The organism is Epilithonimonas zeae (genome assembly GCF_023278365.1).
GTDB lineage: Bacteria > Bacteroidota > Bacteroidia > Flavobacteriales > Weeksellaceae > Epilithonimonas > Epilithonimonas zeae_A.
The window spans coordinates 2,920,520-2,946,473 of the sequence record NZ_CP075338.1 but is presented as its reverse complement, the minus strand read 5'-3'; the positions used below and the strand labels follow the sequence as shown (position 1 = coordinate 2,946,473).

Genomic DNA, 25,954 nt, shown 5'->3' with positions numbered 1-25,954 from the left:
CTTTTTGCGATATTTTCATAATTCTTTCAAAAATAACCAATTTATAATACTTTAATTAAAATAAGGTGTTAAATTTGGTTTCGTTTTTGAATATCTCAGTAACATTCAAAAAGAAAAAAATACTAATCCAAGTACAGATTTAAAATTTATATGTTCAAAAAAATCAAGTTAAAGAAACTACTGATGTTTGCGCCGCTGATGACGCTGATGTTCTGTTTCAACTCTCCTCAAAATGATGATGAAAAAATGCAGACCATTATGGTCAGCGTAAAAAATACACTTTCCTATCTTCATTACAGTCCAAAACCGATTAACGATGCTTATTCCCAGGATGTCTATGATAAATATTTTGAAAGCGTAGATGCTTCCAAAAGATATTTTCTGCAATCTGATATGGATGAGTTCAAAAAGCATTACACAAAACTGGATGATTACCTTAACCAAGGAAATCTTGTTTTCTATAAACTGACAATCGACAGACTTTATCAGCGTGTAGATGAGATTGATAAAATGACTCAGGATATCCTTTCCAAACCAATCAATTTGGATGAGGATGATGTTTTGACCATCGAACCAAAGAAAAGGGTTAATCCTGTTGATGCAAAACAGCAACGTGAAGAGTGGAAAAAATACATCAAGTATAATATCCTTCAGGAAATTGAAACGATGAACAGCAAGGAAGAGGCTCAGAAAAAGAAAAAAGATTCTGTGGTAAATAACAAACTTCCGGACACGATAAAATATGCGCCACTTTCTATGGAAAAGAAGCGTGAAAAAGCAACTGCTGAGGTAAAAGACTTGATTACAGATTCTTTCAGAAGATTCAAGAAAAGAAAGAAAATGGACTGGTTTACAGTTTATATGAATGCTTATACCGAAGTTTTTGATCCGCACACCAATTATTTCTCTCCGAAAAATAAAGAAGAATTCGACATGCAATTCACCGGAAAAGTGATTGGCATCGGGGCTTTGATCCAAGAAAAAAGAGGTTACTTATATCTTGGTGAATTAACCATTGGTGCACCAGCTTGGAAATCAAAACAACTGACCGCCGGTGATAAAATCCTGAAAGTAAAATCAAAACCAAATGAAGAACCTGTCAACGTTGTCGGGATGTTGTCTGACGAAGCGGTAAGATTGATTCGTGGAGAAAAAGGAACACCTGTAACTTTAACAGTTGAGAAAAAAGACAAGACCATCAAAGAAGTAACGATGATTCGTGAAGAAGTGGCAATCGAAGATACATTTGCAAGAAGTATTGTTGTTAATTCTAAAAATGGTAAAAAATATGGATTCATTTACCTTCCAAGTTTCAACGTAGATTTTGAAGACCCTACAGGTAGAAATGCTTCTGATGATATCAAAGCAGAATTAATCAAACTTAAAAAAGAAAATGTAGAAGGAATAATCCTTGATCTTAGAAGCAATGGCGGTGGTTCTTTGACCGAAGTTGGTGATATTATGGGATTGTTTATGAATGCTGGCCCGTATGTTCAGGTAAAAGACAGCAGAGGAAAAATCCAGGTTCTTAGTAACAAATCGAATGAGCCAATCTGGACAGGTCCGTTGGTAGTGATGCAAAACGAATTATCGGCTTCCGCTTCAGAAATCCTTGCAGGAGCTTTCCAAGATTATGGAAGAGCAGCTGTTATTGGTTCGCCTAGTTCTTTCGGAAAAGGTACCGTTCAGACGTTTGTAGAATTGAATAGATTCCTGAATACGAATGATGATTTCGGAGCTTTGAAATTGACAATTCAAAAATTCTATAGAGTTTCCGGAGAATCTACCCAAAGAAAAGGTGTAGAAGCGGATCTTAAGATGAAAGATTTCTTCTCTTATGCAGAAGTTGGAGAACGTTTTGACCAATTTGCATTACCTTGGGACAAAATCGAAACGACTTCTTATAAAAAATTGACCGGACTTAATGTTCCTCAATTGCAAGCAGAATTAGACAAACAATTGGTGGATAACAACAATTACAAAATGTTGCAGGAATCTGCAGAATGGAAAGAAGCGCTTGACAAAGAAGAAACAATCACGTTGAATCAAACCAAATTCAATGAGCTGATGAAAACACGTAAAGCGCAAATCGAGAAGTTCAAAGGTTTGGATAAATTCAATAACGGATTGAAATTTACCATTCATCAGGACGAAGCAGAACGTATCAAAAAAGACGAAGCATTTGCCAAGAAAACTGAAAACTGGAGAAAAAATCTTGAAAGAGATTTCTATCTGGAAGAAACGGTAGATGTACTTTCGAAAATTAAATAATAAAAAAGGAACTCAAAATTGAGTTCCTTTTTTATTTACATTATATTTAAGGTCTTTACTTCAAACTCTCAAAACTACGCTTGATAAAATCTGTCAGCTCTTTTCCTTTCAAAAGATTCTGAGACAATTTTGCCAAATCCAAAGCCTGATTAATCATCGCTTTTTTATCATCAGCATTATCTTTTTTCAATAATTCTCCTGCGAAATCAGAATTAGAATTCACAACCAGATTATACATCTCTGGGAAACCACCCATTGCGAACATTCCGCCACCGCCAGTCGCCTGCATATCCTTCATCCTTCTGAAAAACTCCGGCTGAGTCAATGTAAAGGGCGCATCCGTAGAATCCAAATCTTCAAGCTGAACGGTAAACTTCTGGTCATTAATTGATTCTTCAATCTCCTTCTTCAAAGTCTCTTTATCCGAATCATTTAGTTTAGAAATCTTAGGCTCATCTTTTTTGATAAGGTTGTTGATATGGTCTGCATCCACTCTCGCAAAAGAAACATTTTCCTTGGACGATTCCAATTTCTGGATGAGGTGCGGAACAATCGGAGAATCCAATAACAGAACTTCATAACCTTTTTCTTTCGCAGATTCTATATAGCTGTGTTGCTCATCGGCATTGTTAGCGTAAAGAATCACGGTCTTTCCATCTTTATCCGTTTGAGTTGGTTTGATTTTTTCAATCAATTCATTCCAAAGATAATAGTTGTTATCCGTTGTTGGATAAAGCGCAAACTTGTCAGATTTTTCATAGAATTTATCTTCGGAAATCATTCCGTATTCGATAACGATTTTGATATCGTTCCATTTCTTTTCATAATCTTCACGGTTGTCATTGATTAATGAAACCATTTTGTCCGCCACTTTTTTCGTGATGTAAGAAGAGATTTTCTTCACTGCGCCGTCAGCCTGCAAATAAGAACGGGAAACGTTCAGCGGAATGTCCGGAGAATCAATAACACCTCTCAACAACATTAGGAAATCAGGAACAATACCCTTCACCTCATCTGTCACAAAAACCTGATTTTGATACAATTGTATTTTATCTTTCTCGATATTTAGATTATTTCCTAGTTTCGGGAAGAACAAAACGCCTGTCAGGTTGAACGGATAATCCACATTCAGATGGATATGGAACAATGGGTCTTCAAACTGCATCGGATACAATTCTCGGTAGAAATTGTTGTAATCCTCATCTTTAAGTTCGGAAGGCGCTTTTGTCCAGGCCGGATTGGTATTGTTGATGATATTATCAACTTCAATTGTTTCCGGCTTAGCATCTTCAGCAGCACCTTCCGGCAAAGGCAAAGTCTCAGTTTTAGTTCCAAATTTAATTGGAATCTGATTGAATTTATTATACTTTGTCAAAAGTTCACGAATTCTGAATTCCTCCAAAAACTCCGTAGAATCATCTGCGATATGAAGAATAATTTCCGTTCCTCTGTCAGATTTTTCCGTTTCTTCAAGCGTATATTCCGGACTTCCGTCACAAACCCAGCGAACTGCTTTCGCATCTTCCTTGTAAGATTTAGTCAAGATTTCCACTTTCTCCGCCACCATAAACGCCGAATAAAATCCAAGACCAAAATGCCCAATAATACCGGCATCTTTCGCCGAATCTTTATATTTTTCCAGAAATTCCTCGGCACCGGAAAAAGCCACCTGATTGATATATTTCTCAACCTCTTCACCAGTCATCCCGATTCCCTGGTCTTTGATAGTCAGCGTTTTCGCATCTTTATCAATTTTCACTTCAATTATCGGGTTACCATATTCAACCTTCGCTTCACCAATTGTTGTCAAATGCTTTAGCTTCGTCGTCGCATCCGTTGCGTTAGAAATCAGCTCACGCAGAAAAATTTCGTGGTCACTATAAAGAAACTTTTTGATAAGCGGAAAAATATTCTCCACCGATACATTAATACTTCCTGTTGCCATATTTATTTTATTTTTTGTTAATTATTTACTCTCAAAATCCCCAACTCTCCCATCCTCAAACTCTCCAACACAATTAGGGCGACTGCCAAAACCCAAAACTTTTCCCAAGCTATTTTGTCACCGGGCTATCCGTTGCAATCTTTTGCTTTTTAGAACATTTGTCATTCCGAACGAAGTGAAGAATCTAAAAAGCAAAAGGATTTCCACTACTATCCCTGTCGCAGCTTCGCCGCCAACGAACATTTCTCAAAAAAAAGACCATCCAAAAAATAATGACAAATTGTCGCTTGGAATAAAAACTCTAATTCTAAAAAGTCTTCGACTCCGCTCAGACTGACATCATTGAAATGAAACCATAGTATTGGACTTGTCACACTGAGCGGAGTCGAATTGTTATCAGCCTTTGTTCTTTGATGAGTTTTACGTCTTTGCGAGCCTTAAAATATTTTCAATATTGGAAAAAAGTCTTTGCAAGCTTTGCATTCAAAAATTACAAAAGCTTATAATAAAAACATTATGATAAAATTTGACGAAGTCAAATCTTTGTGCCTTAAACATCGAATTCCATAAAATCCTTTTGTGCCTTTGCGTTTAAAAATCACAATATAATCATCATAATTTCTCTCTACATTTATTAACAAAACTTTTGTGCCTTTTGTGGTTCATCACATTTTCAAAATTTATTACATTTACTTTCAGAAGATAAAAGGAAAAATGCGCCACAAAATAAAAAATCAAAACCCTGATTTTCAAAATATTGAATTCAATTCTAATTCAGAAAATTACACATTTGAAAAAGACGGGTTGGAACTTAAATCAAAATACGCTGCAGAAGATGTAAAAAACAAAAGTATTTTGAACAGTTCAGCCGGAATTGCGCCTTTTCTTCGTGGTCCATATTCTACGATGTACGTTCAGAAACCTTGGACGATTCGTCAATACGCAGGTTTTTCCACCGCCGAAGAATCCAATGCATTTTACAGACGAAATCTCGCAGCAGGACAAAAAGGATTGTCAGTAGCTTTTGATTTGGCAACGCATAGAGGTTACGATTCCGACCACGCAAGAGTCGTTGGCGATGTTGGAAAAGCAGGCGTTGCGATTGATTCGGTTGAGGATATGAAGATTTTGTTTGACCAGATTCCTTTGGATGAGATTTCGGTTTCTATGACAATGAACGGTGCCGTTTTGCCGATTTTATCTTTCTATATTGTTGCTGCAGAGGAACAAGGTGTTTCGCAGGATAAACTATCGGGAACAATCCAGAATGACATTCTGAAAGAATTTATGGTTCGGAACACTTACATTTATCCTCCGACACCATCAATGAAAATCATTGCTGATATTTTCGAATACACTTCCAAAAATATCCCGAAATTTAACTCAATTTCTATTTCCGGTTATCATATGCAGGAAGCCGGGGCAACGCCGGTTTTGGAAATGGCCTACACTTTAGCAGACGGTCTGGAATATGTCAGAACAGGAATCAAAGCCGGAATGAACGTCGATGATTTTGCTCCGAGACTATCTTTTTTCTGGGCCATTGGAATGAACCATTTTATGGAAATCGCCAAAATGCGTGCGGCACGATATATTTGGGCCAATCTTTTGACACAGTTCAATCCTCAGAATCAAAAATCATTAGCCTTAAGAACACATTCCCAAACATCCGGATGGTCTTTAACAGAACAAGAACCTTTTAATAATATCACAAGAACGGCCATTGAAGCATTGTCTTCGGCTTTAGGCGGAACACAGTCTTTACATACGAATGCTTTGGACGAGGCAATCGCTTTACCAACAGATTATTCTGCGAAAATTGCCAGAAACACCCAAATTATTCTTCAGCAGGAAAGCGGAATTTGCGACGTTGTTGACCCAATGGGTGGAAGTCATTTAGTTGAATCTCTAACTCAACAAATGATTGATGAAGCAATGAAATACATTGATGAGGTCGAAAAAGAAGGCGGAATGACCAAAGCCATCGAAGCCGGAATCCCGAAAATGAGAATCGAGGAAGCTGCTGCGAGAAAACAGGCAAAAATCGATAGTGGAGAAGAATTTATCATCGGTGTTAATTCCTTCAAATCCAATCTAAAACAAACCGACATCGATATTCTCGACATCGATAATACAGAAGTCCGCCGAAAACAAATCGAACGTTTGGAAAAAATAAAAGCCGAACGTAACACCGAGGCGGTGAGCCAAATATTAAATAAAATTCGAGATTGTGCGAAAACAGGTAATGGAAATCTTCTCGAACTTTGTATAGAAGCAGCCCGCAGAAGAGTAACACTTGGAGAAATGAGCGATGCGATGGAAGAAAGTTTCGGACGTTACAAAGCCAATATCAGAACCATATCAGGAGTTTACGCTATGAATGCAGGAAAAAACGAATACTTTGAAAAAGCCGTTGTTTTAAGCCAGAAATTTGAAGATGCAGAAGGAAGACGGCCAAGAATTATGGTTGCCAAAATGGGACAAGACGGTCACGACCGAGGTGCAAAAGTGGTTGCGACAGCTTTCGCAGATATGGGATTTGATGTCGATGTTGCGCCATTATTTCAGACTCCGGAAGAAGTGGCAAAACAGGCGGTTGAAAATGACATCCATATTTTAGGCGTTTCGTCTTTGGCCGCCGGTCACAAAACACTTGTTCCACAAGTGGTCGAAGAGTTGAAAAAACTGGGTGCAGATGATATTACCATTGTTGTTGGCGGTGTAATTCCGCAACAGGATTATGAATTTTTGTATGCCAATGGTGCAGATTTTATTTTCGGTCCGGGAACCAATTTACCGAAATGCGCAGTGGAGATTTTGGAAAAATTTTTAGCTTAAAAAATTTGTAATTAAATTTTATTTCTATCTTTGCACCTGAAAATCAAGTTCAACCAATAAAAAAAACATCGAAGCAATGTTCAAATACAATCAACATACATCTGTAGGATTGCCTTTTGCAAAGGCGAGGCTTCGTGGTTTGGTACACTCTTAGAATAAGTACAATGAAATATCAAAACCCGAAGTCGTAAGATTTTCGGGTTTTTTATTGCGCAATATTTCAAACTCAAAACAGTTTTCCCGAAATCAATTTTTATTAGGAGCTTAATCCCGCTTTCCGTTGCAATCTTTTTTGCCCACGCTTCAAGCCAGCGCAAAAAAAGGATTTCCACTGCAATCGGGGCTAGGGATTTCGTCTCCAATCAACATTTTTCACAAAAATTGAAAATTTTGATAAAAAATTACTCAACTAAAAAATTAGTTGAAAACATTCGATGTGGGAAGGTCTATCATCTCACATCTATTATCTAAAATCTAAAAAGATGGGAAATTTAAAACTTAAAGGAAAAGATATATTAAAATTAGGGTATCCAAATAATCAGAGCGTCAACATCGCTTTAGAAGTTATGAAGAGAAACTTTGCAACCAAAAATATTCATCACGTAAAATCTCTTTTGAAGGAAATCCACCAAAATCCGGAACACTTCGAAAAAGATTTAACCTTCGGACAAATTGCAGAAGCTTTGCTGTCATCGAAGAAAACCGAGAAAAGAATGCTCAACACAAGCCGAGCAGATTTTCACATTTTCGGAAACAATATTTCGGATGAAGCCAAAAACCAGCTTTATACCGCTTTGAAACTGCCGATTGCAACGCAAGGTGCATTGATGCCTGATGCGCACAGCGGTTACGGACTTCCAATTGGTGGAGTTCTAGCAGTTGAAAATGCAGTGATTCCTTATGGAGTCGGGATGGATATTGGTTGCAGAATGTCGCTCAGTATTTTGGATACGCCAATTTCATATCTCGATGGCGCAAAAGACAAATATGAAAAAGCGCTTGCCGAACATACCAAATTCGGAATGTACGAAACGCACAAATCCCACATCGACCACGAAATTTTCGACAGAGATACGTTCGATTTGATTCCGATATTGAGAAGATTAAAAGGAAAAGCCATCAAACAAATGGGAAGTTCCGGCGGTGGAAATCACTTTGTGGAATTTGGAGAGGTTGAAATCACGGAAGAAGACGAACAAATCGGACTTCCAAAAGGAAAATATCTGGGTGTTCTTTCGCACAGCGGTTCTCGTGGATTGGGAGCGGAAATCGCTCAGTATTATTCGAGAGTGGCGACAGAACAATGTCCGTTGCCAAAAGAAGCACAAAACTTCGCTTGGCTGGATTTGAACACGCATCTCGGCTTAGAATATTGGACAGCAATGAATTTGGCGGGAGATTACGCTTCGGCTTGTCAAGACGATATTCATAGAAGATTGGTGAAAGCAGTCGGAGGAAGAGTAAAAGCCCGAATCGAAAACCATCACAACTTCGCATGGAAAGAAATCCATAACGGAAAAGAAGTGATCGTTCACAGAAAAGGCGCAACTCCAGCCAATGAAAATGAATTGGGAATGATTCCAGGTTCAATGACGGCGAAAGGTTTCATCGTTCGTGGAAAAGGAAATCCAGATTCTTTAAATTCAGCTTCGCACGGAGCTGGACGGGAATTTTCGAGAGGTGAATGTAGAAACCGTTTTACTCAAAATGACATTAAGAAAGAATTAAAACTTAAAAATGTTACGTTGCTGGGCGGAAATGCCGAAGAAGCTCCGATGGCGTACAAAGACATTAATGAAGTGATGAACTCACAAAGCGATTTGGTCGATATTCTAGGAACTTTCCAACCCCGAATTGTGAGGATGGATAAATAAAATGGTTGATAGGTTTTGGTTGATAGTTGTTAGAATTTTTAGCACTATCAACTGAAATCAATCAGCAACAAATTAATTAAACAAAATGAAAAAAATATACAAACAAGAATATTTCAATTATCACGAAAACATTCTCGTTGTTTGTCCTGATTGCGGAGAAGATGCAGTGGTCAAAAATGAATATAACTATAAGCAAGCGACTTTAGAATGTAATCATTGTAATTTGAAGAAAAACGGATTGGACTTGGTAATTTACAAAGCATTTGTAAAACTCAATTGTCCGATTTGTGCACATCCAATTCGCTATGAGCAAGGCAATTTGAAAGAGAAACCTAAGAATGTTACTGTAAAATGCGACGAATGCGATTCTTCTTTTCAAGTTCAGCCTAAATCTGAAAAGTATCTAAACAATTCTATAAGAGAAGAGGGTTTGATACACGACCAGGTTTTTGGTTGTCCCTATTATTTCCAGGAAGATTTCAAAGGAAAGTTATTCTGGGCAAGAAATCGGGAACATCTTTTAGAAATGGAAAACTATGTTTCATCAGATTTAAGAACAAGATTGCCGTACAGAATGCGAATGGTAGAAAGATTATCAACATTTATTAAAGAAGCTAAAAACAGAGAAGCTATCTTAAAAATTTTACAAAAATGGAAAAACTCATACAAATAACCTCGGGAAGAGGACCTTCGGAATGTCAATGGGTAGTTGCCAAAGTTCTGAAGGTTTTCCTTGAGGAAGCAAAACAAAATAAAATCGATTACGAAATCATTCACCGTGAAAATGGTGATGAAAACCTGACGTTGAAATCTGTGACTTTACTTTTAAAAGGAAAAGGAGTCAATGAATTTCTTAAAAGCTGGCTCGGAAGCATTCTTTGGATTGGGAAAAGCACTTTCAGAAAACTGCATAAGAGAAGCAATTGGTTTATCGGGATTTTCGAACTGGAAGGTTTGGAAAAAATTGAATTTAATGAAAAAGATATCCGGTTTCAGACGGCGAGAAGTCAGGGAAGTGGCGGGCAAAACGTGAATAAAGTCAACACAGCTGTTCGTGCAACTCATATTCCGACAGGACAAAGTGTATTCGTGCAGGATTCCCGGTCGCAACTGGAGAATAAAAAACTTTCGGTTGAAAGACTGAAAGAAAAAGTTTTGGAACAGAATATCATCCAGCTTCAAAAACAAATGCAGGAAACCTGGAATAATCATTTGAATGTTCAAAGAGGAAATCCAATCAGAACATTTTCGGGAACTGATTTCAGAAAGAATTATCAGGAAAAATCTTTCAAAAAAGAAAGACTTCAAGTGAAAAACGAATTAAAAAACTACAGAAATGACCTTAACTAAAAGTAAATATTATTTCGAAGCTTTGGATAATTATCCATACAACTTGCCGGATTGTCTGGAAGCATTGAACTACGCACTTTCTTATGACCCGGAAGATGCAGATTCGCTTTGTCTGATGGGAAGAATATACAGCGAAATGCTCATCGATTATGAAAAAGCAAAACTCTATTTCGAAGAAGCATTGCAATGTGACGTTACGAATCTCAACACACCAAGATATTACATCAAATGCCTTTTGGATAATGAAGATTTGGACGAAGCAGAAAAACTCATCGAATATTCTTTGAAAATAAAAGGAATTGACAAATGCAGAATTTTAATCCAAAAATCTTATCTGTCTGAAATCAAAATGGATTTCAAAAAAGCATTGGAAATTTTGAAAGAAGCTAAAAAATTCGCTTATGATCAATCTATGTTGGACTTTTTGAAGAGCAAAGAAAAATTCATCAAAGAGAAAATACCCAAGAAAAAGAAAACCAAAAGTAAAGCGAAAAGCAACAAGAAAAAGGAAACCAATTAATGGTTTCCTTTTGTTTTATATGCAATAATGGACGCAATAGGGATAGTAACGGTTATCCTTTTGCTTTTTAGCTAAGATTTAGCTTGGGAAAAGCAAAAGATATGAGTGGATAGCCCGACCCGAGCGTTGGCTAAAGCCTTGGAGAGGGATTGCCCAAAATTTACTTCTTCGCATTAACCGTTACATAAGCCAGAACCCAATTGGTTTCGTCCGGATTCAGTTTCGCTTTCGGAGCCATTCTTGCGATGATCTTGTTCCATTGTTCCGGCGTGTGGTCAGAAGCTTCCGGAAGTCCGTGGCATTTTCCGCAATGCTGGTCAAATACGGTTTTACCTTTAGCTACGTATTCTGCACTGGTGTCGATAGAAGCCGTAGAAGTCGCCACTGTTTTTGTTGTACAGGAATAGATAATTGCGCCTACAAAACATAAGGCATATATCGTTTTTTTCATATTTTTGGATTTTATTCTTATCAAAAATAGAAAATATAAGACTCCGAAAATTACCTAAATCCTAATTTGTAATAATTCCAAATTCCCAATGAATAAAACAATCAGTTTACAAGATTACATCAACGGAATCAAATCTTCTGATAAAAGGATTTTGGGAAAAGCTATTACTTTAATTGAAAGTAAAAAGCCTGAACATCGGGAAATTGTGGATCAATTACTAAAAGAAATTTTGCCATTCACAGGAAAATCTATCCGAATCGGAATTACAGGCGTTCCAGGTGCTGGAAAATCAACCTTCATAGAAAGCTTTGGAAAATATGCGATTGAGCAAGGAAAAAAAGTAGCCGTTCTGGCGATTGACCCCAGCTCCTCGATCAACAAAGGAAGTATTCTTGGCGATAAAACCAGAATGGAAGAACTGGCCAAAGATCCGAATGCTTTTATCCGCCCTAGTCCAAGCTCCGGATTTTTAGGTGGGATTGCGAATACAACTTTTGAAAGTCTTTTGATCTGTGAAGCGGCAGGTTTTGATTATATCCTGATAGAAACCGTTGGTGTTGGACAAAGTGAAACTTTGGTAAATGATATTACCGATGTTTTTCTTTTTCTGAAAGTCATCGGAACTGGCGACGAATTACAGGGAATCAAACGTGGAATAATGGAAATGGCGGATTTGATTTTCATTAATAAGGTGAATTCCGAAAATCTATCTAAAGCTAAAATGACGAAAACGGAATTGACTAGAGCATTGCAATTTATAACACCAAAAGAAAAAAACTGGAAAATCCCAGTGCTCTTTGGGTCTGCTTTGGAAAAAACCGGATTGGAGGAAGTTTTTGATAAAATCGAGGACTATATTTCTTTGAAAACGAAGAATGGAACTTTCCTCGAAACCAGAAAAAATCAAGCTCAGAAACGTTTTGAATTCTGGGTAAGAGAATATATTCTTGAAAGAGCTAAAAACGACCATTCATTAGAAAATTCTTTCCAGGAACATAAAAAAAATGCTTCAGAACTTTTGTCTAATCCAAGTTCCGAAGCCAGTGATTTTGTTAAAAAATTATTAGGGAATTAATTATTTCGCTGACGAAATATTCCCGTCAAAACTGATTGGCTGTCTGTTATTAGATCTTACTGATAAAAATCCACTTCCGTTTTTGAAGATCTCCAGATTGAAAACATAATTTTCTCTTTGGTCGCTTGGCGTGATGACCAAAAGTGTATTTCCTTTTTTAGTCGCAGATTGTTTTACCGTAAATTCCTTGGATTCGAATTTGATTCCGCTATTGTTTGCGTCGCCTGGACTAACCGTAAAAGCCCTTCCAAAATAAGGCAGATAAACACTGAACAAATCTTTTTTCAGATTAAAACCGTAACCCGAGTCTAGGTTCAAAATTCGAGTTCCTGTTGATCCTGGCATCGAGTTCATCACATTCAACACATCGTAATTGGTTGGAAATGCCTTCGTTGCATTGAAATCAAATTCTTTATTTTCTATTGCAGAGTTCAATGTTACTGGGTCAAGATATATTTGACTTCCGCAGCTGATTGTCATCAGTGCAAAACTTATCATTAATATAGAAGCTCTCATATTCATTATTTTAGAAAGATTAATCATCAAAAATCATACAATCTTTAGATGACAGAAAAGACAGAAGGTTAATGGTTGTGTTCTAATTCTTTTTTACAGTCTGAGAATATTTTGAGGATTTTACCTTCCTCATTTTCCCAGCAAAGTTCGTCTGCAGCTACATGTAGGTTGTGAAGATAGGAAGCTTTCCCTTTTTCCAGAACTATTTTCAATTTGTCTGCAAGGTGTTCAGTAGAATGATTTTCTATAATTTCTCCAACACCAAAAGTATTCACAATATTTCTCATTTCCGGAAAATCTGATACAACCACCGGAACTCGGGATTGGATATAATCTGAGATTTTGTTGGGTAAAGAATAATAGTAACTCAATCCATTATTTTCCTCAATACTAATTCCAACATCAGCTTTCGGGGTCAATTTCCGAAGGTCATCCGGAGATAATTTCCCAAGAAATTTGACTTTATCCAAAACATCAGCCTTAATAGCAATTTGTTTAAATTCATTTTCCATTGGTCCACCGCCAGCAATCCAAAGTTCCGCATTTTCAATCGATTGCATTGCGAGAATGGCTTTATCAATTCCTCGGGAGTAATTCAACCAGCCTTGATAAAGAATAATTTTTTTCGAGTTTTCGGTGGTTCCTTTAAATTCAATTTTTCTGGGAAGATTATTGATAACAATTGGTTTATTGATTTTATATTCATTGGCAAACCAATTAGCATAGGAATCACTTGCAGCAATCATTTTCTTGATTTTCGGAACAAAAGTGCTTTCTATTTTTTTCCACACATTTTTTACCCAGCGTCCCTGGATTGTGGGCATTTCGGTAAAAATCTCGTGGCTGTCAAAAACAATCGGGATGCCCAATTTCTTAGAAATGAGATAATTTGGCATTATTGTTTCCAGGTCATTGGCTAATAAAATGGTCTTATTGTCAGCATATTTTTTGATTTCTTTGTAGAGCTTTTGCTGAAATTCTATGTAGGCAAATCTCAATTTTTTAGACTTCAAATCAATCCTGAAAAACGGATAAGGTCTTTCCATTTCAGGTGTTCCCGACCAGTTATTGCCAATTAAAATAGGCTGATAACCGTGATCATAAAGTGTTTTGCAGACTTTTTCTACACGCTGGTCTGTGTAAAGGTTATTAAAAACACTTACAATGACTTTCATACTAGTCTTTTTTTAAAATATAATAAATCTGGACAAAGGCGAGAATTCCGTTCGGAATAATCACTGGCCAGAGCATTCCGCTAAAAATACCGTAAATCACAAAGCATATACATCCTAACAAATTAATCGTTCTGATGGCAGTAATATTCTTTAGCAAAAAGCCTCCAACTATAAAAGCAGAAGCCAAATATCCAACATATTCTGGCCAGTTTTCCATTGGTTAAATTTTGAGTATCACAAACCTAATCAATTTTGCAATGATAAAAAAATCAGGTCATAAAGTCCATTTTTTCTTCATGGCAATCTATTTGCAACCAAATATTTAAATTTTACAATTATTTATTGTAGGATTGATTATAAAAAACATAACTTAGTGTATAATTTTAATTATGGATTATAAATTTTCAGACGGTTTGAACCGCGTGTTCAAGCAAAGCAAAAATGAAGCAAGGCGTTTGCAGAGTGAGTTTCTGAATACTGAACATTTCCTTTTAGGAATTATCAAAACTGAAAATTCTGCGAAAGAGATTCTTGAAAGTCTTAGCGCAGACCTCACCCAGATAAAACGAAAAATAGAAACCCTAAGTGCCGTGAACAGTAATCCTTTCACTGCTAATATGGGAAGCATTTCTTTTACAAAAATGGCAGATCAGGCTGTGAAAAGGTCAGAATTAGAATGTCGTCAATATCAATCTGCAGATATCAATACCGTACATCTTTTGTTAGGAATATTGTACAAGCAGGAAGATCCGACATCCAGCATTCTTCAGGCTTATGATATCGATTATGATGCTGTTCAAAAGGCGTATAGAACGATGTTGAAAAATACCGATCAATTGCCGCAAAACAGTGCTTACGATGATGACGATGAGAAGGATGAACCTTACAGCCAGATGAAGAAACCTTCCGGAAATCTTGGTGGCCAGAAAAGTAAGACTCCAACTTTGGACAACTTTGGTCGTGATTTGACCGCTCTTGCAAGAGATGGAAAACTGGACCCGGTTATTGGTCGTGAAAAAGAAATTGAAAGAGTTTCTCAGATTCTATCGAGAAGAAAGAAAAACAATCCACTTTTGATTGGTGAGCCTGGAGTTGGTAAATCTGCAATCGCAGAAGGTTTAGCTTTGAGAATTCAGCAGAAAAAAGTTTCCAGAGTTCTTTATGGCAAGCGAGTTATTACGTTAGATTTAGCAAGTCTTGTTGCAGGAACCAAATATCGTGGACAATTCGAAGAAAGAATGAAAGCGATAATGACGGAATTGGAGAAAAACAGAGATGTCATTCTTTTCATTGATGAATTACATACAATTGTAGGTGCGGGAAGTTCTACAGGAAGTTTAGATGCATCCAATATGTTCAAACCTGCCTTGGCAAGAGGAGAAATCCAATGCATCGGTGCTACAACATTGGACGAATATCGTCAGTATATTGAGAAAGATGGAGCTTTAGAAAGAAGATTCCAAAAAGTAATGGTTGAACCAACATCTATTGAAGAAACGATTCAAATCCTTCATCAAATCAAAGATAAGTACGAAGACCATCATAATGTTCATTATTCTGATGAGGCAATTAACGCTTGTGTTAATTTAACAGCCAGATATATAACAGACAGATTCTTACCGGACAAAGCAATTGATGCGATGGACGAGGCTGGGTCTAGAGTTTATATCAAGAATATGAAAGTTCCTACAGAAATCATCGACCACGAAGCCCGTATCGAAGAAGTGAAGGAATTGAAACAGAAAGCTGTGAAAGCTCAGGATTATCTTGAAGCTAGAAAACTGAAGGACGAAGAAGAAAGGCTTCAAATCGAATTGAATCTTGCCCAGGAACAATGGGACAAAGATGTAAAGGAGAAAAAAGAAGAAGTTTCTGAAGAGAATGTTGCGGAAGTTGTTTCTATGATGAGTGGCGTTCCAGTAACCAAAGTGGGTAAAAATGAGTTAGATAAACTGGCTCAGATGGATGATAAACTTAATGGAAAAGTGATTGGTCAGGAAGACGCTGTGAAAAAAGTAGTAAAAGCTATTCAAAGAAACAGAGCCGGATTGAAAGACCCAAACAGACCAATCGGAACATTCATTTTCCTTGGAACAACTGGTGTTGGTAAAACGGAGTTGGCCAAAGTAATGGCTCGAGAATTATTTGATTCCGATGAAGCTTTGGTAAGAATTGATATGAGTGAGTATATGGAGAAATTTGCGGTTTCCAGATTGGTTGGAGCGCCTCCAGGATATGTTGGTTATGAAGAAGGTGGACAATTGACAGAAGCTGTTAGAAGAAAGCCTTACGCAGTTGTGCTTCTTGACGAAATTGAGAAAGCGCATCCAGATGTTTTCAATATTTTGTTGCAGATTTTGGACGAAGGTTTCGTGACCGATTCTCTTGGAAGAAAAATCGATTTCAGAAATACAATTATCATTCTGACTTCCAATATCGGAACCAGAGATATCAAAGATTTTGGTGATGGTGTTGGATTCGGGACTAATGCGAAGAAAACCAATTCTGATGCAAGAGCAAGATCCACTATCGAAAGTGCTTTGAAGAAAGCATTTGCGCCGGAATTCCTTAACAGAATTGATGACATTGTTATCTTTAACTCTTTGGAGCAAAAAGACATCAAAAAAATAATCGACCTTGAGCTTGGAAAACTTTACAGCAGACTTGAAAAACTAGGCTACAAAGTAGAGTTGACAGAGGAAGCCAAAGATTTCATTTCAGAAAAAGGTTGGGATAAAGATTTTGGAGCAAGACCGCTTAAGCGTGCTATCCAAAAATACATAGAAGATCTTTTGGCAGAAATGCTTGTTAATAAGCAATTCAGTGAAGGAGAAACGGTTATTCTGAAAATCAATGAAGCTAAAGATGGGCTAGAAGGAAAAACTCAGAAAGAGAAGAGTACTAAAGAAAGTATTAAAGAATAAAATCAAAATAAGTTGACCACCTAAATATTTTAGGTGGTCTTTTTATATCAATATGACAACGGAATTAAAAGATTATTTATTAAGAAATATTCCAGGGCTTACTCCTGAGGATTTAGAATTATTATTGCCATCAATAGCTTTTAAAAAGTCCAAATCGGGGGAGATTTTTATTTCTCCTGGCGACAACAATACCAAAGTTTATTTTATTAAAAGTGGTATTATCCGAGTTTATCATCTTTTAGAAAATGGAACAGAAAAAACAATGCTTTTTCATAATAAAAAAAGCTTTGTTGGTAATTATGGCGGGATTATTTTTAAACGTCCCTCGCGATTTTATTATCAAGCTGTGGGGGAAACAGAGGTCTTTGAATTAACTTATGATGCCATAGACAAAGGCGCTCAGAAAAGCATTTCACTTAATAATTTGCGTGGAAATATGTTTCTGATGATGATTGGAATTTTATTAAATAATATTGAAGATTTTGTATTACTAAATCCCGAAGAGCGTTACCAAAAACATCTTGAAGAAAATGCAGAAGTTCTTAAAAAAGTACCTTCAAAATATGTAGCATCCCTACTGGGAATCACGCCTGTCTCATTAAGTAGAATTAAAAAAAGAATTTTACGCGGAAATTAACATATGTAAATTTTTAATTCGTTTTTTCCTTTTAGATTTGCAGTCTCAAACAAGAGCCCTCTTAATATTTCTAAACACAAATGGTGATAATAAAGAGGGTTCTTTTTTTATAGTCCTACAACAAATCCAACACTTGGTACAAATCCACTACTGAAAATACTGCTTCTCTCTTTCCAAAGCACATTATACATTATCCCAAACTGTGCAAAGGCATTGTTTCCCAAACTCTGCATATAACCTCCTCCAAGATAAAGCGCTGTTTCGTCTGTATCAAATTTGTAACCTGTGAATTTTTCTTTCGAATTGATGAAATATTGCTGAAGATTGGCGCCAACAAAAAACGAACGGTCAAAATAATAATTCGCGAAAGGGCCAACGCCGAACATTGTTGATTTGTAATAATCAGAAGTTTGCCAGGAAACGTTTCCGATGATTCCGCCTTCTAATTGGTCTGTGATTTTGTAACCTACTCTCGGAGAAACTTGTAAATTGAAATAAGAATTGCTCCCGAATCCTACTCCTAAACCACCACCAAAAGTCCAACGATTGTTTTGAGTTCCGGAACTCATTGCAATTTGAGAGAACGACCAAAAGCTAATCATCATCATTAATAAAGTGAAATGTTTTTTCATAATATTTGAGTTTTAATGTTATCAATCTAATTTGAAAGGCCGAATTGCTTGCAACCCGACTTGAACGGAGCTCATCCGCCAGAGGCGGATAGCGGGAGTGGAAGGCGGAATAGTTGCCAAAATTAAAATTAATTATCGCTTATTTCATACTATCGATTTTCTCAATGTATAAAATTATGGTTTTTTAGCGAATATTTTAGTTGTATTTTTGCAACCTCAAACTAAGAACTCCCGTTAAGAGTTTCGTAAAATTGAAATCAAATGAAAATAGTAGTTGGCCTCTCCGGAGGCGTAGATTCTAGCGTGACCGCTTATCTTTTGCAACAGCAGGGTCACGAGGTTATCGGACTTTTTATGCGCAACTGGAATGATGCGTCGGTAACTTTGGAGGACGAGTGTCCTTGGATAGAAGACAGTAATGATGCGCTTCTGGTCGCACAAAAATTAGGAATTCCTTATCAGGTTATCGATATGAGCGAGCTCTACAAGGAGAGAATCGTAGATTATATGTTTGAGGAATATCAGAAAGGCAGAACGCCGAATCCCGATGTACTTTGTAACAGAGAAGTGAAATTCGATGTGTTTATGAAAACAGCTTTATCGCTTGGTGCTGAGAAAGTTGCAACAGGACATTACGCTCGCGTGACTTCAACTTTTGACGAAAATGGGAAAGAAATCTTTCATCTCTTAGCAGGAAAAGATAATAACAAAGACCAAAGTTATTTCCTTTGCCAGTTGAGCCAGGATCAATTGTCAAAAGCGTTGTTCCCGATTGGAGAATTAACGAAACCTGAAGTTCGTGAAATTGCTAAAGAACAAGGTTTGGTGACGGCTGATAAGAAAGATTCTCAAGGACTTTGTTTCATTGGAAAAGTAAGTTTGCCCACTTTTCTTCAACAGCAATTGGTTCCGAAAGAAGGCGAAATTGTAGAAATCTTCAATGATTTTGCTGAATATCACAAATCTCAGCCGACTTTCAATTCAAAACAAGAAGAATTAGAATATCTGTCTGCAAAAATCAATTATAAAAGAGAAGATGGAAAAGTGATTGGAAAGCATCAGGGTGCACAGTTTTTTACCATCGGACAAAGTAAAGGTTTGGGAATCGGCGGACACAAAGAGAGTTGCTTCATCATTTCCAGAGAAATGGAGAACAACATCATTTTCGTAGGCGAAGGCAGAAATTTCCCAGGATTGTTTAGAAAAGCTTTGAAAATCGATAATTCTGAAGTTCATTGGGTTCGTGAAGATTTGAAATTAAAAAACGGAGAATCTATGGAAGTGATGGCGAGAATCCGTTACCGCCAGACTTTGGAAAAAGCAACGATTTATCAATTCGAAGAAGGCTTTTTTATGGAATTTGAAAATCCTCAATCGGCGATTGCTGAAGGGCAATTTGCAGCATGGTATATTGATGATGAATTGATTGGAAGTGGGGTGATTTCCTAAAAATAATTAGAATTAAATATTGAAACCGACTTTATGAAACTTTCGTAAAGTCGGTTTTGTCTATAAATAAGTTTCGTTCGTCGATTAAAAACAATCATCTGTCTATTGGCTCAAAACCTCGGTTGCTAAAGGAATGTTTATTGTTTAATATTGCTATGTAAAACAATAAAAAACATAAATTTTACTCTTATGAAAAAGTTATTATTCGCAGCAAGTTTATTTACAGTAGTTGCAATCAGTGCGCAGGAAACTCAGGAAAGAAAAAGACCCGAAAGACCGACAACGGAACAACAGATGAAACAATTTGATGATTATGGATTGACATCTGCACAAAAACAAAAATTACAGGCGCTGTATAAAGAACGTGATGCGAAATTTGAAAAAAACAAACCTTCCGGAGAAAGACCTCAAGTTCCGAAAGATGGTCAAAGGCCAGACGATTCTAAAATGAAAGCTAATTTTGAAAAAGAAAATAAAGAGTTTGACGGAAAATTGCAGAGCATTCTGACCAAAGAACAATATGCAAAATATCAGACCAACCAAAAGCAACATCAAAAAGGCGGTCAGAAAAAAGGAGGACAAAGACCAGAACGTAAACAGGAAAATTAATCCAATCAATAGACCTTTCAGGAATTCTGAAAGGTTTTTTATATTTATTAATTGAAATCCTTCGGCTCCGCTGAGCATAACATTGCTACTACTACTTTTTTCATTGTCAGGCTGAATGGAGCCGAAGCCTTTGAGTTAAAAAAATTCTCACAAATTCTAAAAGTATTGTTCATCTATACATTTGATTTCTTCGTCGGTAAATAACTTTCATTCTTCTATAACTCAATATTAATGGTACTTTCAGGCATCAATATTGGATATTACTAAGTAAGAACGCTAATTAATATTAACATTAAAATTTTAGAAATTATGAAAAAGTTAGTTTTAGCAGCAAGTTTATTTATCGCATTCGCTGCTAGTGCACAGAAAAGAGAAAACGGAATGAGAAACATAAAAGTTGAAAATCATCAATATCAAAAAGATTTTGCCGGAATCCGTTTAACTCCGGCTCAGCAAAAGAAAATCGATAACCTTTTAAGAGAAAGATTGAGCCAGAGAGAATATGACGCCAGAATCAGAAAAATTCTGAACAAACAACAATATGAGAATTATATGGCTTACCAGCACAAAGACTGTAAAAAAGACAGAGATTTTGCAATGAATGGTCCAAGAAGATAAGCCCGATCAATTATTAAGCTCCCGAATTATTTTGGGAGCTTTGTTTTAATTTCCTGCCAGCCAATCTTTAAAATCCTTCACTCTTTCTCTGCTTACCGTAATTTCTTCATTCGGCTGGAAATCCAAATCAACTTTGTAATTAGGAGAAGTGTGGATGTTTTTGATATAATCTGAACTGATGATAAATTGCCTGTTTACACGGAAAAATTTAGAATTATCCAAAACATTTTCTAATTCGTCCAATGTGCAATCTGTCGGGAAATTCCGTTCTTTGGTTTGGAGGTAGACAATTTTATTTTCGCTGTAGAAACAGCTGACTTCGTTGATGGAAACCACTTTCAGATTGTAACCGATTTTGACCAAAATTCTGGAAAGTGTAGATTTTTCTTTTCGGACGATTTGTCTGATTTCCTGCGAATCAACCGTTCCTTCTTCTGGCAGAAATGATTTGAATTTTTCAATCGCTTTTGCCAAGTCTTCTTCTTCAATCGGTTTCAGAAGATAATCGATGCTGTTCAGTTTAAAAGCTTTCAAAGTATATTGGTCAAAAGCGGTTGTGTAGATGATAAAAGCCTTGGTCAAGACTTTATCAAAAATATCAAACGATAATCCGTCACCTAAAACAATGTCTGAAAAAATTAGTTGTGGATGTTCATTTTTCTGAAACCAATCGACAGCTTCTTCTACAGAATTAAGACTTGTAACTAATTCTAAATCAGAAAACAAACCCAATAGTTTTTCCAGTCTTCTGACTGCCGGCTTTTCGTCCTCGATGATTATCGTTCTAATTTTCATTTGGTTTAATAAATAAATGGTATTAATTTTTTTGTCTGCTTTTTATAATCTATATAATCCTGACCGAATTGTTCTGTAAGGGCTTTTTCTTCAATTTTAATTCTATACAAAAATGCTAAAAATGGCGGAATAAATGCTATAAATAATGCAAACCAATTGTTTAAAAATAAACCTAAACCTAGAAATGTGAGAAGAGAAGCCGCATAAGATGGATGTCTCAAAATACTATAGATTCCATCTTTTTTTATTTTATGACCTTCTCGTATCGTTACATCTACCGTAAAATATTTACCCAAAGATTTTATGATTAAAAACCTTGTGAAAATCCCGATAAACAATACAAACAGTCCGAGATAGATTATCCAGTTTTGTGTTGTCATCATCAAACTAAAATCTTCAAAATGAATATATGAAACGAAAATTGATAACGATATGGATGAGATGATAACAATCCAAAGCAAGCTGAGGGAAGACTTGTCTTTACCTTTTTGGTCAGAATTATTGGATGACATTTTACTTTTATAAAAGACCTCGGTAAAAAGCCAAGCTCCCATTAGAATATAAAAAAATATCTGTGTCATTTTATTTATATTTCTCTGTCAATTCCTTGATTTTCTTGTCTTCCCAATCTTTTCCGAAGAAGAAACCCGGACAGAAAACTCCTATAGCTTGTGCTATCAATCCGATTCCCCAAAAAACCGGAACTGCCCAAATCTGCCAACTCCAAATGCTATGTTCATCACGAATTTCGCTCCAGTTGGCAAAAATAAGAAATAGATTTACCAAAACATAGATTGTCAAATGGGTGTAAAAGCTTTTCAGACGTTTTACTTTTCTTACGGCTTCACGATATTGGATATCGTTTTTATCGTTAATAATTTCCATTGTTTTGTTTTTTGATTTCTTTGTTAATCATATCATTCTCCCAATCGGAGTTGAACAAAAACAGTTTTGCACCTTTGATGGCCAGAATCAATCCCCAGATAATGAAAATCCACGATACGTGCAACTCACCAAGGTTCTGCGGAAATCCGTTTTTGAAAAATCTGACGCCGTAAACAACCATAAACACGATTGCGAAAACCAGAATTCCGGTATAGAATTTTTTGATTTTTTGTACTCTTTCCACAGCCATTGCATAACGTGGATTCTCTTTATTAATATGTTCCATTGTTATTGATTTTTAAATTGATTTCTGATTATTCATTATTTCTCGAATCTTTTTTTCTTCCCAATTTTTACCGATGGCGAAGACGGTCATTCCGTGCGCCAGAAGTCCGATTCCCCAGCCTAACATTGGCCAGTAAAACCAAATTTGTTCAGGCGAAGTCAATAGATTGATGATTACTAAAAAAGGAATCACGACGCAATAAGAGATTAAGTTTCCGTAGAATCCTTTCAGTTCTTTTACTCTTTTTACCGCTCTTTCGTAAGCGACATTTTCTGTAGTTTCTGAAGTATAAGTTGCCATTGTCTGAGAATTTTTTTCGATTAATATGGGTATTTTGACTTTAAAAGTTTGTTCTGATTTTTCTATGAATACATTTTCTTTAGTAAGTAGTGCATAACGCTGAACGATGTTGGCTAAACCAATTCCCGCACTTTCTTTCAGTTGTTCTCTCACTTGGAGATTATTCTCGATGCAGAGAAACTTTCCTTCCGTGAAGATTCTGATATTCAATGGTTTTGATGAGGTTGCGAAATTATGCTTGATACAGTTTTCTAATAATAATTGTAAAGAAAGTGGAACCACGAATTTTTGTAAATCATCATTATTAACATCAAAAGTGAAATTCACACTATCCTCGAATCTGGTTTTCAAAAGATTGCAATAGATTTTAGCAAATTCTATCTCATCTTCTACTTTTACCATTTCTTTGTCTTTCTGTTCCAGAACATAACGGTAAATCTTGGACATCGATGTCGTGAATTTCTGCGCCTGTTCAGGATTTTCATCAATCAAAGCGGTTAAAACGTTCAAAGAATTGAAAAGAAAATGTGGGTCCAATTGATTCTTCAACGATTCGAATTGGGCGTTGGCAGATTTTGCAATCAGTTTTTGTTCTACGACTTCTTTCTTGGTGTTTTTTTTCAGCTCTTCCATAAAGCCTTTGGCGTGAAGAAAAGCCGAAATCATCAAAGCAATATTAATGGTGAACCAATTGATAAAGTTATATTTTCCAGAGAAGAAAGCTTCCGTTGTCGCCGTTTTCTGAATCACTACAAAATTGAGATAACCACATACATAACTTACTACAACATTCACAATAACCAAAGCAATGATTCCAAAAATGGTTCGAGTTCTGGTTTGTTCCGCCCAAGGGAATTTTTTGTTCAAAAACTCGTTCGTCAATCCATTACTAACTCCGATGAATAATGAGTACATCAAACAAATCAATAATCCGTAGAAAAAGTTCTCCACTGTCTTCTCATCTGTATCCACGATGAAGAAAAAAAGGTTAACGCCGAAACCGACCCAGAACAGTGATATGATATTTTTTCTTTTCATTTCTTAATTTCTTGGTTCAAAATTATTTCAATATCAGAAGTTAAGCAATTAATATTGACCGAACTGTAGAAAAAACCGACTGAATTGTAAAAAATGTCATTTTGTCGAAAACAAAAAGGGAACACTATTTGCTTTTGAGAATGGAAATTAATATTGATATGAAGAGAAATATCGAAATAATATTTGCAGGATTATTTGGTACAGCCGCGGTCCTAAGCGCTATAGCGGTAAGGAAATATTTTAAAAACAGAATTTATAATAGCGATTATTCTGACCATCATTTGCTATTTGGTTCGCCAAAGAAAGCTTACGCTTCTCCAAATGACGGAGTAGAATTGGATGCATTCCTTTAACACACACTATTTAATTATACAAATTTCCGGTTCTTTTGAATCGGATTTTTTTGTGGAAAACTTTCCGGAATTTTAAGAGAGTTTTCATTTTTCAAGTGATAATTTTGAACTCATACTCTCGCTGATTTTCCAGATTGCGCAAATTATTTCTCATTGTAAATCTGCTAAAATCAATTAAATCTGCGAGAAAATTAGATTCTAATGTCAGATTTAATTCCAAAAGGTCAGGGCGCACAACGCAACGTCATCAACCGATTCGACAGATATACTTTCGAGCCGGAAGACTATGAATTGGACAAAATCAAGACTCAGGTGACAGAAGTTTTTCCGAAGACAATAATCAATGTTATAAAAAGTCCTGACTTGCCTATGGATTATTCGATGAATCCGTACCAAGGTTGTGAACACGGCTGTTCCTATTGTTTTGCAAGACCAACTCACGAATTTTGGGGTTATAGCGCAGGAATTGATTTTGAAAGAAAATTAATGGTCAAGAAAAATGCGCCGGAACTTCTTGAAAAAACATTTCAGAAAAAATCTTACATACCAAAACCGATTATGCTTTCCGGAAATACGGATTGTTACCAACCAATTGAAAGACAATTCGAAATCACCAGAAAACTGCTTCAGGTTTGTTTGGATTACAGACATCCGGTTTCCATTATCACCAAAAACGCTATGATTCTGAGAGACTTAGATATTCTTGAAAAGATGGCAGAGAAAAATCTGATTTCTGTGAATATGAGTATTCCAACTTTGAACGAAGATTTGAGAAGAGTAATGGAACCCAGAACTTCTACAGCCAAAAACAAACTGAAAGCGATTGAAGTTTTATCCGGGAAAAATATTCCTGTGAATGTGATGATTGCGCCCGTGATTCCTGCTTTGACAAGTGACGAAAGCCTTTTTATAATGAAATCTGTTTCTGAAGCCGGCGCAAAAAGTTGCGGTTATACTCTTGTCAGACTGAATGATACTGTTGAACCGGTTTTTGTCCAGTGGCTAGAAGCACATTTCCCAGACAGAAAAGACAAAGTCCTGAATCTCATACGCTCGATGCGTGGCGGAAATCTTGGAGAAAAAAGATTTTACGAAAGATATAAAGGCGAGGGAAATATTGCAGAAATGATTCATAAAACTTTCGAAATTGGAAAGAAGAAATTTTTTAATAATCGAGAAAGAGCCGTTTTAACAACTGAACATTTTACAGGAAGCAGAACGCAACAATTGCGATTGTTTTAGTATTTTTATCGCAAAGTCACAAATTATTCTTAATTGTAATTCGTTAAAAGTCGCAAAATTAAAATCAGAATACAATATTTGCGGCTTGAAACAGCAAGTTGTTTACATTTTTCCGCCTTTGCGATAAAATAAAACAAGTCTTTTAATTAAATTTGCAAACTGATTTATTTC

The 25,954-nt window shown here is 36.2% G+C and carries 25 protein-coding genes; 14 read left to right on the top strand and 11 right to left on the bottom strand.

What is annotated here, in order from left to right:
• The first annotated feature begins 150 nt into the window (after nucleotides 1-150).
• On the top strand, nucleotides 151-2,271 hold the full coding sequence (locus KI430_RS13330) for a carboxy terminal-processing peptidase (protein WP_248875446.1): 2,121 nt from the start codon (nucleotides 151-153) through the stop codon (nucleotides 2,269-2,271).
• 55 nt (nucleotides 2,272-2,326) lie between these two features.
• Here the strand turns inward: KI430_RS13330 and htpG are convergent, their stop codons facing one another.
• Nucleotides 2,327-4,216: a molecular chaperone HtpG gene (htpG, locus tag KI430_RS13325; protein WP_248875445.1), complete on the bottom strand. Its 1,890-nt coding sequence runs from the start codon at nucleotides 4,214-4,216 to the stop codon at nucleotides 2,327-2,329.
• A gap of 714 nt (nucleotides 4,217-4,930) precedes the next feature.
• On the opposite strand from htpG, the gene scpA reads away from it, so the two are divergent.
• From scpA to KI430_RS13300, 5 genes are all read left to right on the top strand, one after another.
• A complete protein-coding gene (scpA, locus tag KI430_RS13320) occupies nucleotides 4,931-7,054 on the top strand; it encodes a methylmalonyl-CoA mutase (protein ID WP_248875444.1) in 2,124 nt (707 codons plus the stop codon).
• 482 nt (nucleotides 7,055-7,536) lie between these two features.
• Entirely contained in the window at nucleotides 7,537-8,928 is a 1,392-nt protein-coding gene (locus KI430_RS13315; protein ID WP_248875443.1) for an RtcB family protein, read from the top strand.
• 85 nt (nucleotides 8,929-9,013) lie between these two features.
• Nucleotides 9,014-9,601 carry a hypothetical protein gene (locus tag KI430_RS13310; protein WP_248875442.1) on the top strand — a complete coding sequence of 196 codons (588 nt, stop codon included), beginning with the start codon at nucleotides 9,014-9,016 and terminating at the stop codon, nucleotides 9,599-9,601.
• Complete coding sequence (gene prfH, locus KI430_RS13305) at nucleotides 9,580-10,278, top strand: peptide chain release factor H (protein ID WP_248875441.1); 699 nt, start codon at nucleotides 9,580-9,582, stop codon at nucleotides 10,276-10,278. Before KI430_RS13310 ends, prfH begins: the two co-directional genes overlap by 22 nt.
• Nucleotides 10,265-10,798, top strand: coding sequence for a tetratricopeptide repeat protein (locus tag KI430_RS13300; RefSeq protein ID WP_248875440.1), 534 nt, complete (start codon nucleotides 10,265-10,267; stop codon nucleotides 10,796-10,798). The genes prfH and KI430_RS13300 overlap by 14 nt, the downstream gene beginning before the upstream one ends.
• Before the next feature lie 160 nt (nucleotides 10,799-10,958).
• Here the strand turns inward: KI430_RS13300 and KI430_RS13295 are convergent, their stop codons facing one another.
• Nucleotides 10,959-11,249 (bottom strand): c-type cytochrome, encoded by a 291-nt coding sequence (locus tag KI430_RS13295; protein WP_248875439.1) that lies wholly within the window; start codon nucleotides 11,247-11,249, stop codon nucleotides 10,959-10,961.
• 88 nt (nucleotides 11,250-11,337) lie between these two features.
• Here KI430_RS13295 and meaB point away from each other — a divergent pair, with 88 nt between their 5' ends.
• A complete protein-coding gene (meaB, locus tag KI430_RS13290; protein WP_248875438.1) occupies nucleotides 11,338-12,324 on the top strand; it encodes a methylmalonyl Co-A mutase-associated GTPase MeaB in 987 nt (328 codons plus the stop codon).
• Here meaB and KI430_RS13285 read toward each other — a convergent pair whose 3' ends face one another.
• From KI430_RS13285 to KI430_RS13275, 3 genes are all read right to left on the bottom strand, one after another.
• Nucleotides 12,325-12,840 (bottom strand): DUF4251 domain-containing protein, encoded by a 516-nt coding sequence (locus KI430_RS13285; protein ID WP_248875437.1) that lies wholly within the window; start codon nucleotides 12,838-12,840, stop codon nucleotides 12,325-12,327.
• 68 nt (nucleotides 12,841-12,908) lie between these two features.
• Entirely contained in the window at nucleotides 12,909-14,015 is a 1,107-nt protein-coding gene (locus KI430_RS13280) for a glycosyltransferase (RefSeq protein WP_248875436.1), read from the bottom strand.
• 1 nt (nucleotide 14,016) lies between these two features.
• Nucleotides 14,017-14,232, bottom strand: coding sequence for a uroporphyrinogen decarboxylase (locus tag KI430_RS13275; protein WP_248875435.1), 216 nt, complete (start codon nucleotides 14,230-14,232; stop codon nucleotides 14,017-14,019).
• Between the two features lie 172 nt (nucleotides 14,233-14,404).
• On the opposite strand from KI430_RS13275, the gene KI430_RS13270 reads away from it, so the two are divergent.
• Entirely contained in the window at nucleotides 14,405-16,939 is a 2,535-nt protein-coding gene (locus KI430_RS13270; RefSeq protein WP_248875434.1) for an ATP-dependent Clp protease ATP-binding subunit, read from the top strand.
• Nucleotides 16,940-16,991: 52 nt separating this feature from the next.
• Nucleotides 16,992-17,576: a Crp/Fnr family transcriptional regulator gene (locus KI430_RS13265; protein WP_248875433.1), complete on the top strand. Its 585-nt coding sequence runs from the start codon at nucleotides 16,992-16,994 to the stop codon at nucleotides 17,574-17,576.
• Nucleotides 17,577-17,683: 107 nt separating this feature from the next.
• Here the strand turns inward: KI430_RS13265 and KI430_RS13260 are convergent, their stop codons facing one another.
• Nucleotides 17,684-18,208, bottom strand: a complete 525-nt coding sequence (locus KI430_RS13260; protein WP_248875432.1) for a hypothetical protein — start codon at nucleotides 18,206-18,208, stop codon at nucleotides 17,684-17,686.
• 261 nt (nucleotides 18,209-18,469) lie between these two features.
• Here KI430_RS13260 and mnmA point away from each other — a divergent pair, with 261 nt between their 5' ends.
• The 3 genes from mnmA (at nucleotide 18,470) to KI430_RS13245 (ending at nucleotide 20,884) form a co-directional block, all read left to right on the top strand.
• Nucleotides 18,470-19,657, top strand: coding sequence for a tRNA 2-thiouridine(34) synthase MnmA (mnmA, locus tag KI430_RS13255; protein ID WP_248875431.1), 1,188 nt, complete (start codon nucleotides 18,470-18,472; stop codon nucleotides 19,655-19,657).
• 189 nt (nucleotides 19,658-19,846) lie between these two features.
• Nucleotides 19,847-20,266 (top strand): hypothetical protein, encoded by a 420-nt coding sequence (locus KI430_RS13250; RefSeq protein ID WP_248875430.1) that lies wholly within the window; start codon nucleotides 19,847-19,849, stop codon nucleotides 20,264-20,266.
• Nucleotides 20,267-20,575: 309 nt separating this feature from the next.
• A complete protein-coding gene (locus KI430_RS13245; RefSeq protein ID WP_248875429.1) occupies nucleotides 20,576-20,884 on the top strand; it encodes a hypothetical protein in 309 nt (102 codons plus the stop codon).
• A gap of 45 nt (nucleotides 20,885-20,929) precedes the next feature.
• Here the strand turns inward: KI430_RS13245 and KI430_RS13240 are convergent, their stop codons facing one another.
• Genes KI430_RS13240 through KI430_RS13220 form a run of 5 tightly spaced genes read right to left on the bottom strand, consistent with a single transcriptional unit; the run spans nucleotide 20,930 to nucleotide 24,188 of the window.
• Nucleotides 20,930-21,679 carry a LytR/AlgR family response regulator transcription factor gene (locus KI430_RS13240; RefSeq protein ID WP_248875428.1) on the bottom strand — a complete coding sequence of 250 codons (750 nt, stop codon included), beginning with the start codon at nucleotides 21,677-21,679 and terminating at the stop codon, nucleotides 20,930-20,932.
• A 5-nt stretch (nucleotides 21,680-21,684) separates the two neighbouring features.
• Entirely contained in the window at nucleotides 21,685-22,260 is a 576-nt protein-coding gene (locus tag KI430_RS13235) for a methyltransferase family protein (RefSeq protein WP_248875427.1), read from the bottom strand.
• Between the two features lies 1 nt (nucleotide 22,261).
• Complete coding sequence (locus tag KI430_RS13230) at nucleotides 22,262-22,564, bottom strand: 2TM domain-containing protein (RefSeq protein WP_120212052.1); 303 nt, start codon at nucleotides 22,562-22,564, stop codon at nucleotides 22,262-22,264.
• Nucleotides 22,551-22,850, bottom strand: coding sequence for a 2TM domain-containing protein (locus KI430_RS13225; RefSeq protein WP_248875426.1), 300 nt, complete (start codon nucleotides 22,848-22,850; stop codon nucleotides 22,551-22,553). Before KI430_RS13225 ends, KI430_RS13230 begins: the two co-directional genes overlap by 14 nt.
• Nucleotides 22,851-22,862: 12 nt before the next feature.
• The gene (locus tag KI430_RS13220; protein ID WP_248875425.1) at nucleotides 22,863-24,188 is read right to left on the bottom strand and encodes a 2TM domain-containing protein; all 1,326 of its coding nucleotides are present in this window, start codon (nucleotides 24,186-24,188) and stop codon (nucleotides 22,863-22,865) included.
• Between the two features lie 101 nt (nucleotides 24,189-24,289).
• On the opposite strand from KI430_RS13220, the gene KI430_RS13215 reads away from it, so the two are divergent.
• On the top strand, nucleotides 24,290-24,541 hold the full coding sequence (locus KI430_RS13215) for a hypothetical protein (RefSeq protein WP_248875424.1): 252 nt from the start codon (nucleotides 24,290-24,292) through the stop codon (nucleotides 24,539-24,541).
• A gap of 201 nt (nucleotides 24,542-24,742) precedes the next feature.
• Nucleotides 24,743-25,783: a PA0069 family radical SAM protein gene (locus KI430_RS13210; RefSeq protein WP_248875423.1), complete on the top strand. Its 1,041-nt coding sequence runs from the start codon at nucleotides 24,743-24,745 to the stop codon at nucleotides 25,781-25,783.
• Nucleotides 25,784-25,954 lie beyond the last annotated feature (171 nt).

Coding starts and splice junctions, on each gene's coding strand:
- KI430_RS13330 (WP_248875446.1), top strand. CDS start 151: ATGTTCAAAAAAATCAAGTTAAAGAAACTACTGATGTTTGCGCCGCTG.
- htpG (WP_248875445.1), bottom strand. CDS start 4,216: ATGGCAACAGGAAGTATTAATGTATCGGTGGAGAATATTTTTCCGCTT.
- scpA (WP_248875444.1), top strand. CDS start 4,931: ATGCGCCACAAAATAAAAAATCAAAACCCTGATTTTCAAAATATTGAA.
- KI430_RS13315 (WP_248875443.1), top strand. CDS start 7,537: ATGGGAAATTTAAAACTTAAAGGAAAAGATATATTAAAATTAGGGTAT.
- KI430_RS13310 (WP_248875442.1), top strand. CDS start 9,014: ATGAAAAAAATATACAAACAAGAATATTTCAATTATCACGAAAACATT.
- prfH (WP_248875441.1), top strand. CDS start 9,580: ATGGAAAAACTCATACAAATAACCTCGGGAAGAGGACCTTCGGAATGT.
- KI430_RS13300 (WP_248875440.1), top strand. CDS start 10,265: ATGACCTTAACTAAAAGTAAATATTATTTCGAAGCTTTGGATAATTAT.
- KI430_RS13295 (WP_248875439.1), bottom strand. CDS start 11,249: ATGAAAAAAACGATATATGCCTTATGTTTTGTAGGCGCAATTATCTAT.
- meaB (WP_248875438.1), top strand. CDS start 11,338: ATGAATAAAACAATCAGTTTACAAGATTACATCAACGGAATCAAATCT.
- KI430_RS13285 (WP_248875437.1), bottom strand. CDS start 12,840: ATGAGAGCTTCTATATTAATGATAAGTTTTGCACTGATGACAATCAGC.
- KI430_RS13280 (WP_248875436.1), bottom strand. CDS start 14,015: ATGAAAGTCATTGTAAGTGTTTTTAATAACCTTTACACAGACCAGCGT.
- KI430_RS13275 (WP_248875435.1), bottom strand. CDS start 14,232: ATGGAAAACTGGCCAGAATATGTTGGATATTTGGCTTCTGCTTTTATA.
- KI430_RS13270 (WP_248875434.1), top strand. CDS start 14,405: ATGGATTATAAATTTTCAGACGGTTTGAACCGCGTGTTCAAGCAAAGC.
- KI430_RS13265 (WP_248875433.1), top strand. CDS start 16,992: ATGACAACGGAATTAAAAGATTATTTATTAAGAAATATTCCAGGGCTT.
- KI430_RS13260 (WP_248875432.1), bottom strand. CDS start 18,208: ATGAAAAAACATTTCACTTTATTAATGATGATGATTAGCTTTTGGTCG.
- mnmA (WP_248875431.1), top strand. CDS start 18,470: ATGAAAATAGTAGTTGGCCTCTCCGGAGGCGTAGATTCTAGCGTGACC.
- KI430_RS13250 (WP_248875430.1), top strand. CDS start 19,847: ATGAAAAAGTTATTATTCGCAGCAAGTTTATTTACAGTAGTTGCAATC.
- KI430_RS13245 (WP_248875429.1), top strand. CDS start 20,576: ATGAAAAAGTTAGTTTTAGCAGCAAGTTTATTTATCGCATTCGCTGCT.
- KI430_RS13240 (WP_248875428.1), bottom strand. CDS start 21,679: ATGAAAATTAGAACGATAATCATCGAGGACGAAAAGCCGGCAGTCAGA.
- KI430_RS13235 (WP_248875427.1), bottom strand. CDS start 22,260: ATGACACAGATATTTTTTTATATTCTAATGGGAGCTTGGCTTTTTACC.
- KI430_RS13230 (WP_120212052.1), bottom strand. CDS start 22,564: ATGGAAATTATTAACGATAAAAACGATATCCAATATCGTGAAGCCGTA.
- KI430_RS13225 (WP_248875426.1), bottom strand. CDS start 22,850: ATGGAACATATTAATAAAGAGAATCCACGTTATGCAATGGCTGTGGAA.
- KI430_RS13220 (WP_248875425.1), bottom strand. CDS start 24,188: ATGAAAAGAAAAAATATCATATCACTGTTCTGGGTCGGTTTCGGCGTT.
- KI430_RS13210 (WP_248875423.1), top strand. CDS start 24,743: ATGTCAGATTTAATTCCAAAAGGTCAGGGCGCACAACGCAACGTCATC.